Source organism: Sporichthya sp., assembly GCF_013815995.1.
Taxonomy (GTDB): Bacteria; Actinomycetota; Actinomycetes; order Sporichthyales; family Sporichthyaceae; genus Sporichthya.
In genome coordinates this window covers 1-12210 of the sequence record NZ_JACDFE010000134.1, presented here as the reverse complement: position 1 = coordinate 12210, position 12210 = coordinate 1, and the positions used below count along the sequence as shown (strand labels likewise).

Annotated in this window: 18 protein-coding genes; 11 read left to right on the top strand and 7 right to left on the bottom strand. The window is 70.0% G+C overall.

The genetic code is table 11. The annotated features are described in order from the left end of the window. Positions 1 to 268: 268 nt before the first annotated feature. A complete protein-coding gene (locus H0X00_RS15130; RefSeq protein WP_367186645.1) occupies positions 269 to 655 on the bottom strand; it encodes a YkvA family protein in 387 nt (128 codons plus the stop codon). A gap of 103 nt (positions 656 to 758) precedes the next feature. Between H0X00_RS15130 and H0X00_RS15125 the strand changes: the two genes are divergently transcribed. Continuing rightward, entirely contained in the window at positions 759 to 1256 is a 498-nt protein-coding gene (locus H0X00_RS15125; protein ID WP_293772487.1) for a hypothetical protein, read from the top strand. 54 nt (positions 1257 to 1310) lie between these two features. Here H0X00_RS15125 and H0X00_RS15120 read toward each other — a convergent pair whose 3' ends face one another. After that, positions 1311 to 2096, bottom strand: a complete 786-nt coding sequence (locus H0X00_RS15120) for an enoyl-CoA hydratase-related protein (protein WP_293772485.1) — start codon at positions 2094 to 2096, stop codon at positions 1311 to 1313. 113 nt (positions 2097 to 2209) lie between these two features. Between H0X00_RS15120 and H0X00_RS15115 the strand changes: the two genes are divergently transcribed. The 7 genes from H0X00_RS15115 to H0X00_RS15085 all read left to right on the top strand — a co-directional run bounded on the left by H0X00_RS15115 (position 2210) and on the right by H0X00_RS15085 (position 6403). Then, on the top strand, positions 2210 to 2419 hold the full coding sequence (locus H0X00_RS15115) for a DUF2191 domain-containing protein (protein WP_293772483.1): 210 nt from the start codon (positions 2210 to 2212) through the stop codon (positions 2417 to 2419). A gap of 2 nt (positions 2420 to 2421) precedes the next feature. After that, positions 2422 to 2958 carry a PIN domain-containing protein gene (locus tag H0X00_RS15110; RefSeq protein WP_293772491.1) on the top strand — a complete coding sequence of 179 codons (537 nt, stop codon included), beginning with the start codon at positions 2422 to 2424 and terminating at the stop codon, positions 2956 to 2958. Between the two features lie 80 nt (positions 2959 to 3038). After that, entirely contained in the window at positions 3039 to 3764 is a 726-nt protein-coding gene (locus H0X00_RS15105) for an enoyl-CoA hydratase/isomerase family protein (protein ID WP_293772481.1), read from the top strand. A gap of 6 nt (positions 3765 to 3770) precedes the next feature. Beyond that, positions 3771 to 4286 carry a signal peptidase II gene (lspA, locus tag H0X00_RS15100; RefSeq protein ID WP_293772480.1) on the top strand — a complete coding sequence of 172 codons (516 nt, stop codon included), beginning with the start codon at positions 3771 to 3773 and terminating at the stop codon, positions 4284 to 4286. Then, positions 4283 to 5245, top strand: a complete 963-nt coding sequence (locus H0X00_RS15095) for an aldo/keto reductase (RefSeq protein ID WP_293772479.1) — start codon at positions 4283 to 4285, stop codon at positions 5243 to 5245. The genes lspA and H0X00_RS15095 overlap by 4 nt, the downstream gene beginning before the upstream one ends. A gap of 209 nt (positions 5246 to 5454) precedes the next feature. Next, entirely contained in the window at positions 5455 to 5964 is a 510-nt protein-coding gene (locus H0X00_RS15090; RefSeq protein ID WP_293772477.1) for a PRC-barrel domain-containing protein, read from the top strand. Beyond that, complete coding sequence (locus H0X00_RS15085; RefSeq protein WP_293772475.1) at positions 5951 to 6403, top strand: PRC-barrel domain-containing protein; 453 nt, start codon at positions 5951 to 5953, stop codon at positions 6401 to 6403. Before H0X00_RS15090 ends, H0X00_RS15085 begins: the two co-directional genes overlap by 14 nt. 55 nt (positions 6404 to 6458) lie before the next feature. On the opposite strand, the gene H0X00_RS15080 is transcribed toward H0X00_RS15085, so the two are convergent. The 3 genes from H0X00_RS15080 to H0X00_RS15070 are packed head-to-tail and all read right to left on the bottom strand — an operon-like array spanning position 6459 to position 7574. Then, on the bottom strand, positions 6459 to 6752 hold the full coding sequence (locus H0X00_RS15080; RefSeq protein ID WP_293772474.1) for a DUF4235 domain-containing protein: 294 nt from the start codon (positions 6750 to 6752) through the stop codon (positions 6459 to 6461). Positions 6753 to 6759: 7 nt separating this feature from the next. Beyond that, complete coding sequence (locus tag H0X00_RS15075; protein WP_293772472.1) at positions 6760 to 7158, bottom strand: DUF3618 domain-containing protein; 399 nt, start codon at positions 7156 to 7158, stop codon at positions 6760 to 6762. Next, positions 7155 to 7574, bottom strand: a complete 420-nt coding sequence (locus H0X00_RS15070) for a phage holin family protein (protein ID WP_367186644.1) — start codon at positions 7572 to 7574, stop codon at positions 7155 to 7157. Before H0X00_RS15070 ends, H0X00_RS15075 begins: the two co-directional genes overlap by 4 nt. A gap of 76 nt (positions 7575 to 7650) precedes the next feature. Here H0X00_RS15070 and H0X00_RS15065 point away from each other — a divergent pair, with 76 nt between their 5' ends. Further along, positions 7651 to 9474: a long-chain fatty acid--CoA ligase gene (locus H0X00_RS15065; RefSeq protein WP_293772468.1), complete on the top strand. Its 1824-nt coding sequence runs from the start codon at positions 7651 to 7653 to the stop codon at positions 9472 to 9474. On the opposite strand, the gene H0X00_RS15060 is transcribed toward H0X00_RS15065, so the two are convergent. Both H0X00_RS15060 and H0X00_RS15055 read right to left on the bottom strand, forming a co-directional pair. Next, positions 9475 to 10203, bottom strand: a complete 729-nt coding sequence (locus tag H0X00_RS15060; protein ID WP_293772466.1) for a hypothetical protein — start codon at positions 10201 to 10203, stop codon at positions 9475 to 9477. 179 nt (positions 10204 to 10382) lie between these two features. Continuing rightward, positions 10383 to 10862: a hypothetical protein gene (locus tag H0X00_RS15055; protein WP_293772465.1), complete on the bottom strand. Its 480-nt coding sequence runs from the start codon at positions 10860 to 10862 to the stop codon at positions 10383 to 10385. Between the two features lie 261 nt (positions 10863 to 11123). Here H0X00_RS15055 and H0X00_RS15050 point away from each other — a divergent pair, with 261 nt between their 5' ends. Together H0X00_RS15050 and H0X00_RS15045 are read left to right on the top strand one after the other, a co-directional pair. After that, positions 11124 to 11894: a TetR family transcriptional regulator gene (locus tag H0X00_RS15050; RefSeq protein WP_293772463.1), complete on the top strand. Its 771-nt coding sequence runs from the start codon at positions 11124 to 11126 to the stop codon at positions 11892 to 11894. Further along, a partial coding sequence (locus H0X00_RS15045; protein WP_293772461.1) for a hypothetical protein occupies positions 11891 to 12210 on the top strand: 320 nt, incomplete at its 3' end. The genes H0X00_RS15050 and H0X00_RS15045, both read left to right, overlap by 4 nt.

Below are 12210 nucleotides of genomic sequence, written 5' to 3'. Positions count from 1 at the left end.
GACCGCGCTACTCGGCGAATCCCGAACCGGTCTCCCACCGGTCCCACAGCTCGAGCCAACGACCGCCCTCCCGCCGGCGGCCGGATTCGTACGGCCACTTGACAGCAGACAGCCCCATATCAGCTAGCGGCAGTACCGGAAGTTGGACATGTCCAGCTCCACCAGGGTCTCGGTGGCGGACGCGGGCGCCGCGGACGCGATCAGGATCAGGGCAGTGGACCAGCCGGCCGAGGCAGTCATGAGGACAGCGTAGGACCGGCCGAGGCAGTCATGAGGACAGCGTAGGAGTAGTTCCGCGCTTGCCGCCGAGCACCCGGAGCAGGAGGCGCTGCTCGGCCGGCCACGCGTCCAGCAACAGTTCCCGCGGCACCGACCGAGCGGCGTAGCGCAGCAGCAGCACCACGGCGACCACGTCGTCCAGCGGCCCGATCACCGGCAGGAACTCCGGCAGCAGGTCGATCGGGGAGATCACCCAGATCACCGCGACCAGGAGCGCCACCTTGGCCCGCCGCGGCACCCGCGGGTCGTTGCGCAGCATGCGCGCGGTGCTCACGCAGGCCGGCAGGAATTCCGCGACGTCGCGCAACAGGCCTTTGGGTAGCCGGCTGGCGAAGGCGACCATCAGCAGGCAGCTGACCAGCCACAGCGCGAGCATTACGCCGGCGACGATCAGCACGGTTTGCACCCGGCCATTATCGGACCCAGTTCCCCCACCGCGAACGGCCTTGACTCTGCAACGCTGTAATTATGTAATCGAGATGGACGAAATCATCGCTTGGCTGACCGGGCGCCTGCCCGAGGACTGGTTCACCGCTGCCCCCACCGTGAGCGTCGACCGCGAGGAGATCCTCGTCGTCGGCGAGATCCCCGCCCCGGACGTCGCCGGGGAGGACACCGCCCGCCGCGAGGCCGAGGCCGGCCGCATCAAGCGTTTCCGCGAGGACACCCGCCCGGCCCGGATGCGGATCGCCGACGAGGCCGAGGCCCGGTTCGGCCGCAAGGTCGCCTGGGGCGCCACCTGCAGCGAGACCACCCAGATCTTCACCAGCCTGTCGGTGCCGGTAATGACCCGGCTGCGCCAGCCCGAGCGCCAGGTGCTCGACACCCTGGTCGCGGCCGGCATCGCGCGCTCCCGTTCGGACGCGCTGGCCTGGTCGGTGCGCCTGGTCGGCAGGCACAACGCCGAGTGGATCGCCGACCTGCACAACGCCCTCGACGCGGTTCGCCAGGCCCGCGCCAACGGCCCCGCCGCGTGACGAACCACTAGGCGTGTCACGCCTAGTGGTTCGTTATCCACAGCTGATGGGGTGTCAGTCGAACTTCGGGGCCCGCTTGGCGATGAACGCCTCGCGGCCCTCGGTGCCGTCGGACGAGGCCGCGCACCCGGCGATGTTGCGGGCCTCGATCTCCATCTGGGCCTCGAGGTCGTTGCTGTGGGCGGACATCAGCATCTGCTTGACTTTGGACTGTGCGCCCTTGGAGCCCGCGGCCAGCGCGCTCGCCGCGTCCAGGGCCAGCTGGGCGAGCTCCTCGTCCGGCACGACCTCGGTGATCAGGCCCCAGTCCGCGGCCTCGTCCGCGCTGAGCACGCGGTTGGTCAGCATCAACTCCTGGGCCCGGCGCAGGCCGACAAGGCGCGGCAACACGTAGGTCGAGCTGCCGTCCGGGGACAGCCCGGCGCGGGTGTAGGCCGAGGTGAACTTCGCGGACTGCCCGGCGAAGACCAGCTCGCCCAGCAGCGCCAGGCTGAATCCGGCGCCGGCGGCCATGCCGTTGATCGCGAGCACCATCGGGGCGTCCATACGGGCGAAGCTGGACAGGCCGCGGTGCAGGGTGTCCGCGAGTTCCTTGATGGCCCGACCTGCGTCGGCCGCGTTGGCCTCCATCCACTTCAGGTCTCCGCCGGCGGAGAAGAAGCGGCCGGACCCGGTCAGCAGCACCGCCCGGACCTCAGGGTCGGCGTCGCACGCGGCCGCAGCCCGGGCCAGCTCTTGCGCCATGGTCAGGTTCAGGCCGTTGGCCGCCTCCGGGCGGTTCAGCGTGATCCGCTCGACGCGGCCGATCCGCTCGACGATCAGGGTCTCGTACTGCGCCATCAGAGGCCTCCCGGGAGTCCCGCTCATCCTGGCAGCAGCCTTGGTGTTGGGCAGATCAGGGCATTAAACAGATCCCCGTCCAAACCGCACGAGGATCCACTAGCGTCTGCCCCATGGTGATCATGGTCGAGCTCAACGAGGAGAACCTGGCGCAGGCCGCCGAGGAGCTGGGCACGTCCACCAATGAGGAAACCGTGAATGCCGCCCTCGCCCTGGTGGCCGGTCGGCGGGCCCGGATCGAGGCCATGTTCGACGACCCCTTCGCCCTCGGAACCGGCCCGGACATCCATGACGAGTACGTGATGCGAGGCAGTCGGCTGTGAGCATGGCGGGACGGCTCTACCTGATCGACACCTCGGCCCTGGCCCGAGCCCACATGTCGCAGGTGCGCTACACGATTCAGACGCTGATCACCGACCGGGTCGCGGCCACCTGCGCGACGGTCGACCTCGCCACCGGGTACTCCGGCCGCACCGCCTCGGACCTCGCGGCGATCGAGGCGCGTCGCCGCGACCGCTACCTGAACCTGCCGTTGAACGAGGACATCGCGGACCGCGCTCGCGAGGTGCAGACCCAGCTCGCCGAGAAGATGCAGCACCGCACGGTCGGCATCCTCGACCTGCTGACCGCTGCCGTCGCCGAGCACCACGACGCCGCGCTGATCCACTACCACCCGGCCTTCGAGATGATCGCCTCCATCACCGGGCAGCCGCAGCTGTGGGTGGCCTCCCGTGGCAGCCTGGAGGCCGAGGATGAGGCCAATGCCTCCCTCGTCGGAGCCAACGGTGTCACCGAGGCCCGCCCGCCGGCCCAGGTATCGCACCCGATGGACGACCCGATCAGCCAGCCGTCCGAGTCCTGACCGCTGCCCGCCACGCCCGCGGCACCGCACCTTAGATTGGGACCGGTGCCGCGCGAGGGCGGCCGGCGAAAGGTGTGCAGATGACGGAGAGCCTGGCGGCGGCACCGCGGCTGGAGAAGGACGGCACCGTCGCGGTGATGTCCCTCGGCGCGGGAGAGAACCGCTTCAACCTCGACTCGATCCGCGCGGTGGACGCCCTGCTCACCGAGGTGGAGGGCAGCGACTACGTCGCGCTGGTCACCACGGCCGAGGGCAAGATCTGGTCCAACGGCTTCGATACCCCGTGGATCGCCGCCAATCGCGACCTCGCCCCGGAGACGATCCTGGCCGGGGAGCGGCTGCTGGCCCGGATGCTCACGTTCCCGGTCCCGACCGTGGCCGCGCTGCAGGGCCACTGCTTCGCCGCCGGCATGATCTACGCCCTCGCCCACGACCTGCGCGTGATGCGCGCCGACCGCGGCTTCCTCTGCCTGCCGGAGGTCACTTTCGGGGCGGTCTTCACCCCCGGCATGACCGACGTGCTCACCTCCCGGATGAGCCCCTCGGTCGCGCACCGCGCGATGGTGCTCGGCCACCGGTTCGGCGGCGCGGAGGCACTCGCCACAGCTCTGGTCGACGACGCGGTGGCCGAGGACGAGGTGGTCGGACGCGCGGTCGCGCTGGCCGGCGCCTACTCCGGGCACGGCCGCGACGCCGTGGCCGCGCTCAAGCGTCAGCTCTACGCCCGGGCGCTCAGCACCCTCGGGCAGCCGACTCCGCACGGACTACTCCAGGCCCTGTTCGACCTCGAGGCCGGCCGGTCCTGACCCGAGATGAGCCAGATCCCGCTTCCACCGGTCGAGGTGCGCCGACGCAACCTCGTCTTCGTCGCCGTGACCGCGACGCTGGTCTACGCCGCCGACCTGATCACCAAGATCCTCGCGGTCGCGAAACTCGAGGACGGGACCACGGTCGAGCTCGTCGGGGACCTGTTCCAGCTCGACTTCACCCGCAACGGCGGCGCGGCGTTCGGCATCGGCGTGGGCATGACCGTCGTGTTCAGCCTGTTGTCGCTGATCGTGATCGGCGTGGTCCTGCGCACCGCGAACCGCCTCGGCAGCACCGGGTGGGCCCTGGTGTTCGGGCTCGTTCTGGGCGGCGCGCTCGGGAACCTCACCGACCGGATCTTCCGTTCGCCGGGCTTTATGCGCGGGCACGTCGTCGACTTCCTGCACCTGAAGAATTGGCCCGTGTTCAACCTGGCGGACACCGCGTTCTGCATCGCCGGCGGAATCGTGTTCCTGCTGGTGTTACGGAACATCCCCCTGGAGGGCAGGAACACCTCATGACCACCATTCCGGCTCGACCACTCGGCACCACCGGCCTGCAGGTCGGCGCCGTCGGACTCGGCTGCATGAGCATGTCCTGGGCTTACGACCCGGCGATGAAGGACGACGAGACCTCGATCGCCGCGATCCGCACCGCGCTGGAGACGGGCGTGACGTTGATCGACACCGCCCCGGCGTACGGCCCGTTCCACAACGAGGAGCTCGTCGGCCGGGCCATCAACGGCCGCCGGCCAGAGACCGTGCTCGCCACGAAGGTCGGTCTGATCGTGGATCCGAAGACCTTCGAGTTCATCAAGGACGGCAAGCCGGCGTCGGTGAAGGCCTCGGCCGAGGACTCCCTGCAACGGCTCGGTGTCGAGCACATCGACCTCTTCCAGCTGCACCGCGTCGACCCCGAGGTCCCGATCGAGGAGACCTGGGGCGCGATGGCCGAACTGGTCTCCCGCGGCCTGGTGGGCCACCTCGGCCTGTCCGAGGTCACCGTCGAGGAATGCGCCCGGGCGGCCGCGATCCACCCGGTCGCCTCCGTGCAGTCGGAGTTCTCCCTGTGGACCCGCGACCGCCTCGCCGACGTGATCCCGTGGTGCGAGGGCAACGGCGCGAGCTTCATCCCGTTCGCGCCGCTGGGTCGCGGCTATCTCACCGGATCGCTCGACCAGGGCACCGAGTTCGAGGCCAAGGACTTCCGCTCCCGCAACCCGCGTTTCACCCCCGAGGCGCGTGCGGCCAACCAGGTCATCGTCGACGAGATCCGCGCGGTGGCCGAGGGATGGGGCGCCACCCCGGCGCAGGTCGCGATCGCCTGGACGCTCGCGGTTTCGCCGGCGATCGTGCCCATCCCGGGCACCCGTCGCCCGGCCCGGGTGCGGGAGAACGCGGAGGCCGCGAACCTGGTGCTCTCCGACACCGACCGCAAGCGCCTGGACGATCTGCCGGCGCCGGTCGGGGCCCGCTACTGAGGCGCGTGGACCGATCTTCGGTGGGTAGGGGGAAGTTCTCAAGTCCCTGCTCGCGGAGGTGTCGCTGTGACCGCGCTTGCCCTGGTCATTCTCGTACTCATGTTGGTGTTGGGGGCAGCGGTCGCTTACGGCGTCCACCACCGCCGCCAACGCTCTGGCGGAATCATCGGCGTCGACCGGCCGAATGGGCCGCCGAAGGGGCGGCACACGTGACCGCGATCCTTCGCGCCGGGGATCTGCCCGGCCAGCCCGTGGTCTCACTCGCGGGGGAGCGTCTCGCCGAGATCAAGGACGTGGTCTACGACCGCGAGTCCGGCGACCTGCTCGGCTTCACCCTCAACGACCCCGGTTTCTTCAACGGGACCCGCAGCGAGGGCCTGCCCATGGACGCCGTCCACGGCATCGGTGACGCGGCTGTGATGGTCGCCGGCCCGCACGCCTTCGTCGACGTCGACCTCGTGGTGACCGCCGCCGAACGCCGCGGCAACGACGTGCTCGCCGACCGCGTGCTCACCGAGGAGGGCGCGGACCTCGGCGAGGTCGTCAACGTCCTGCTCGATCCCTCGCACCGGCCGCCGAAGGTGGTCGGTTACGAGGTCGAGAGCCAGGACGGCCACCTCATCACCGTTCCGCTCGAGGACACCATGGCGGTGTCGGGCGAGCGTCTCGTCGTCCCCGGTCGGGGCAACCTTTCTGGGGGTAACAATGCGCATCACTGACGCTCGCCACCGACCCGTGGTAGCCACCGGCTCGGCCGAGACCGTCGGCCGTGTCGACGGATTCCTGATCGAGGCCGAGGCCGCCCGGATCACCGGATTGCGGATCGAAGTCGATGGATCATCGACGGTGCTGCCCTGGGACAAGGTCGGCGCCTTCGGCCCCGATGCGATCACCGTGACTGACGCCAGTGTGCTGAGAGAGCCGGCCGATCTCGCCGAGCAGCGCCGCATCGACCCTGAACTCGACCCGATCGGCAAGCCCGCGATCGAGGAGACGGGCAACAACCTCGGCACCGTCTCCGACGTCGACTTCGACCCGGCGACCGGTGCCCTGCGCGCCGTGATCACCGATGTGTACGAGCTCCCGGCCGACAGGCTGCTCGGTCTCGGCACCTACGCCATGGTCTTCGGCGACATGCGCGGCCTGACGCCTGCGTAGATGCTGCACAACGAAAACGGCCGCCCCCGTGGGGCGGCCGTTCTCAGTTGCAGGATCAGGCCGCAGCCGTCTCCAGGTCGTCAGCGGTCTTGCCGGGCCAGGTGCCGGTGACCTTCTCCACGCCCTGGGCTCCGCCGCGTTTCACCGTGGCCTTCACCACGGAGTACACGACGCCCTGCAGCGCGGCGCCCGCGAGTACGAGCGCCCAGGTGGCTTCCTTCTGGTCCGGGTCCGGCGGGACGTCGTTGTCGTCCACCTTGGTCCAGATCGTCGTCACGAGCTTCCCGGCGAGCGAGCCGGCAAAAATACCCAGCGCGATCGCCAGGGGCTTGTAGAGGAGCTTCACCATGGTCGCCTCACTTCCCGCGGCGGCGCGAAATCACGGCCGCCCCGATTCCGAGCAGGACCGCGCCACCGGCAGCGGCCTTCACCTCGCGACGCTGGGCGATCGGCTTGACCTTCTCGCCCATGTCCGCGGCGGTGTGCTTCACCGTGGAACCGACGTCGGAGATCTGCGAGCCGACGACTGCGGTCTTGTCCTGCACCGCCGTCTTGACGTCCGCTGCCTTCTCCGCCGCGGCCGTCTTCACATCGGCGACCTTGTCGTGTGCGCGGCCCTTGACGTCCAGGCGGTGGGAGAGCTCGTCGACGGTGGCGCCGAGCGCCTCGCGGGTCTGCTCGATCTCCGCCTCGATCTCCTCGATCGTCTGCGGTTGAGTCTCGGTGACTTCGGAGGACTGCTCAGAGGTGGTCATCGGTGCGCGTTCTCCTTCACCGTCTCGATGTCGGCCTTCACGCCGGCGAGCGCCTGCTCGGGGGCCGGCGGGACCGCCTGCGCGACCTGCTTCTTCCCGGTCAGCGCGAGCACCGCGGCGACCGCGAACAGGATGCCGGCGACGATCAGCGCCGCGGCCCAGACGTCCATCGCCATCGCGAGGCCACCGATCCCGGCGGCCACCAGCGCACCGACGCCGTAGAGCGCCACCACCCCCGCGCCACCGAACATGCCGAGCCCGAGGCCGGCGTGCTTTCCCTTGTTCTGCAGTTCCTTGGTGGCCAGCCTGATTTCGTCTCGAACCAGCCGGGACGTCTGCTCCGACAGGGACGAGACCAGCTCGCCCATCGACATTTCGGCCGGGTCGGACCGGCGCTGGGTGCTCATCTGTGTCATGGAGTTCGCCTACCCCTCGATTCGCGTTGCACGCCTAGAGTGATCACCCCCACGACCCATGACGGAAGGGCAGCCCGTGTCCCCCAGCACCGAGCACGCCTCCGGGGCCTCGATCGCCGGTCTGCTCCTCGACCGGGCCGCCAAGACCCCCGACTCCACCGCCTTCAGTTTCCGCAGCGGCGACGGCTGGGCCGACCTGACCTGGAAGCAGGCCGAGGACCGCGTCCGCGCGATCGCCGCCGGCCTGATCGGGCTCGGCGTCGAGGCCGAGACGCGCGTCGCGATCCTGTCCAGCACCCGGGTGGAGTGGATCCTCGCCGACCTGGGCGTCCTGGCCGCCGGTGGTGCCACCACGACGATCTACCCCTCGAATACCCCGGACGAGTGCGCGTTCGTCATCTCCGACTCCGACACCCGGGTCGTGATCGCGGAGAACGACGCCCAGGTCGAGAAGCTGCGCAAGGTGCGCGACCAGATCCCCTCGGTCACCGCGGTCGTGGTGATCGACGGGACCGGCGACGGGGACTGGGTCCGCGCCCTCGCCGACGTCGAGGCCGGCGGGGCGGTCCACCCCGAGGCCGACCCGGCTACCTACCACGCGCGGGTCGCCGCGATCGGCGGCGAGCGTCTGGCCACCCTGATGTACACCTCGGGCACCACCGGCCGCCCCAAAGGTGTCGAGCTCACCCACGACAACTGGGTCTACGTCGCCGAGGCCGCGATGGCGGTGGCCATCATCCGCTCCGACGACCTGCACTTCCTCTGGCTGCCGATGTCGCACTCGTTCGGCAAGGCGCTCGCGGTGATGATGGTCGCGGCCGGTACGCCGAGCGCGATCGACGGCAGCGTGGACCGGATCGCGGCCAACCTCGCCGAACTCAAGCCGACGGTCGTCGCCGGTGCGCCCCGGGTTTTCGAGAAGATCCACAACACGATCGTGGCCACCGTGCGCCGCGAGGGCGGGGTCAAGGCGCGGCTGTTCGGCTGGGCCCGCGGGGTCGGGCTCTCGGCCACCAAGTCGCGCCAGGCCGGCAAGTCGCCGTCACTTCTGACGCAGGCGCAGATGCCGGTCGCCGACGCGTTGGTGCTCTCGAAGATCCGCAACCGTTTCGGTGGCCGGATCCGCTACTTAATCTCCGGCTCGGCGCCGCTGTCCGCGGAGATCGCCGAGTTCTTCGACGCCGCCGGCATGACGATTCTTGAGGGCTACGGGCTGACCGAGTCCTCGGCCGCCAGCTTCGTGAACCGCCCGGGGGCGCCGCGCTTCGGCACCGTCGGTCCGCCGCTGCCCGGCACCGAGGTGAAGATCGCCGAGGACGGCGAGGTGCTCTTCCGCGGCCGCGGCATCATGCGCGGCTACCACGGCCTGCCCGAGGAGACCGCGGCCACGCTGCTCGACGGCGGCTGGCTGGCCACCGGCGACATCGGCGAGCTCGACTCCGAGGGCCGGCTGCGGATCACCGACCGCAAGAAGGAACTGATCAAGACCTCCGGCGGCAAGTACGTCGCCCCGTCGCCGATCGAGAGTCAGATCAAGGCGTCCTGCCCCTACGTGAGCAACGTCGTCGTGCACGGGGACACCCGCCACTTCTGCGTCGCGCTGATCACCCTCGACCCCGACGTCACCAAGCCGTGGGCCGACGCCAACGGTTTCGGTGCGGACCCGAGCGCCTGGGCGAGCAACGAAACCGTGCGCGCCGAGGTCCGCAAGGCCGTCGACGAGGTCAACGCGAGCCTGCCGAGCTACTCCACGATCAAGGACTTCGCGATCCTGCCGGTGGAGTTCAGCGTCGAGGGCGGCGAGCTCACCGCGAGCATGAAGGTCCGCCGCAAGCACGTCGAGAAGCAGTTCGCCGACATCCTCGACGGGTTCTACGGTGGGGCCGTCGAGAAGATCTGACTACTTGCCGGTGCTCGTCGAGCTGGCCGGGGCCGGGGTCTCCGGGTCGCCGGAGGACGCCGGCACGGCCATGCCGACGGTCATCGCGATCGCGGCGAAGCCGGTGAGCCAACCGAGAATGCGGACGCTGCGCGGGCGGCGCGTGATCGTGTACAGGTCTTCCTCGGACATCCGGGGCGCGGGAGCCGAGCGGCGCGGCGGCGCGTCCACCCGGCGCAGGAAGCGGCGCTCGCCGGAGTTGCGGGTGATGGCCTGGACGTTCCAGATCGGCGCGAGCACGCCCCACCAGCCGTAGCGGCGGTTGTCGCGCTGGATGCGCGCAACGGCCTCGAGGCCGCAGTCGCGACAGACCAGCGCCGAGACCGTCGCCCGGCGGGTCCGGAGACCGGCGCCGCGGGCGGAGTGCAGGGTGATGCGGACGGCCGGCGTCCGGCTGCACTCGCTGCAGCCACGGGCGCGACGGACGAACAGGGCGCCGTCGATGTGCGCCTGCTCGATCGCGTACCAGGCCAGGTCGAGCTCGTGCCGGGCGAAGATCGACTGAACATGGGCCTGTTCGGGCGTACGGGCCGAGGCCTCGCCCTCGGTGACAGACGCGTCCCCGACGACCGCGAGATCAGCAAGCAGCATCGACCAGGTCGAGTAGGCCGCCCGGGCCGCTTCGAGCGTGGCGTTCTCACTGATTCCGAGCGTGGCGTAAGCACGCCGCAGCTCAGTCGTCTGGTCCATCTACTCGCCCCCGAAAAGCCCCGAACTGTCCGTTCCCCCGTCAGACGTTTCTACGCCCCTGCAGGATCCCCTGTCGGGGCATCAACGACATGCGGGCCGAACGGATGATTCTTCGGTCATACGGCCGGTGGAGCATCACCGCGTCGCGGATGCCTACCCGATGCGCAGAAGTGAACCCTTCAGGCGGTCAGGGCGCGGATCCGGCCGCCGATCTCCGCCGCGAGCGGGTCGACGTCGGCGAGCGTAGAACTGCCGGTTACCCCGAGGTTCGCCAGCAGGCCCGGGATGGAGCTCGGGTCGAAGCCGGTCTGGGCGGCCAGGCGCTCGATGTCGCCGGCGAGGCGGATCCGGCCGGACAGGAACGCGCCGATCGCCGCGTTCGGCTTCTGCGTGACCAGCAGGTCGTAGGCGGTGTCGTAGTCGACGGTCACCGTCAGGTCCGGGTCCTCCAGCGAGCCCGTGTCCAGCGCCAGGGTGGCGCCCCCGGTGTCGGCGTGCGCGTGCACGACGCCGTCGGCGGCCACGGTCTCCGGCGCGCCCGTGATCAGCAGGTTCACCTTGAGCGGTGGCACTCCGACATCGGGCAGTTGCGGCGCATACTCGTCCCGAACGGCCTTCACCGAGGTGATCCACTCCGGCGAGAGGAACTCGTGGCCCATTTCTCCTCCGAGACGTCGACGGGGGACGGCGGGTCCGGGGAACAGGCCGTCCGCTACGACGAGTCGGATTACGCGATCGGCCGTCCACACCGGAACCTGCAGCATAAGTCCAGCTAGCTGGCATTGTGTCCGGAAAATCTGGAGCGGTAGGACTGTAAACCTACTCATCATCGGGTTATTGTGCAGGTAGGTCGGCGGTACGTCCACCGGACCGACCTAAGAACTGCCCGACAACTGGCGACATGACGAACGGAGGTCGCGATGGCACCGGCAAACCCGACGCAGACCCCCGACCCGGGTGCGCCGCCCCGTCGCCGCCCGGGCCGCCCGGCCGGCTCCACCGCCGGTCGTTCGGTGCGCCGCGAGGAGTACCTCGACGGGATCATCGAGGCGATCCGCCGGATCGGTCCGCAGGCCACCCTCGCCGAACTCGCCGCCGGCGCCGGGATGAGCAAGCCCGTCCTCTACGACCACTTCACCGACCGCCTCGGCCTGACTGCGGCCGTGGTCGGCAAGCTCTCCGAGACCGTCGCCGCCGACGCGATGCTCGCCGTGCTCTCCGGAGGCGAGCCCGAGCAGTTGCTGGCCAAGACCTTCGACGTGTTCGTCGCATTCGTCGAGAGCGAGCCGCAGATCTACGGCTGGGTGATCCGCGCCGCGGGTGACCTGCCGGCCGGTGGCCTGTCCGAGCTGCCGATGGCGACCGAGGCCGGCACCCACCTGTCCAAGATGATCGGCTCGGTGCTGCGCGCGGCCGGGGTCGACTCGGGCGGCGCGGAGCCCTGGGCGTTCGGGACCGTCGGCTTCGTACTCTCGGCCACCGACTGGTGGCTCAACCGCCGCTCGATGAGCCGGCAGGACTTCGTGGACTACCTGGCCAAGTTCGTCTGGGGCGGGCTGTCCTCGGCGGGCGTGGTCAAGATCGACATCCTCACCGTCCTCGCGGCGGTCCCGGCGATGGTGGATGCGGGACGTGCCGTGATGGACAGCCTCGAACGCCCGGCGGTTGGCGGAGAAGGACGGGACCGATGACCACGGTTCCGCCGCCGCTGCCGGATCTCGACGTCCTGGCCGCGGACTCGGAGTGGGTCCGCGGCCAGGACGGCCTCGCCGCCGAGCTCACCGTCCTGAACCGTTACGCCGCGACCGCGCTCCCGCGCATCCGGCGCCAGGCGGATTCCTTGTCCCAGGCACGTTTCACCCCGTCGACGCTCGCGATCGTCGCCGTCACCTTCCTGCGATTCTGCTGGTTCACCCTCCTCGGCGTCGTCGGGGAGGCCGGTGCTTTCGGCCGACGGCGGGTGCTCCGGAGGGGCGCGCAGCCGGCGCGCACCGGACGGCCGTCGGC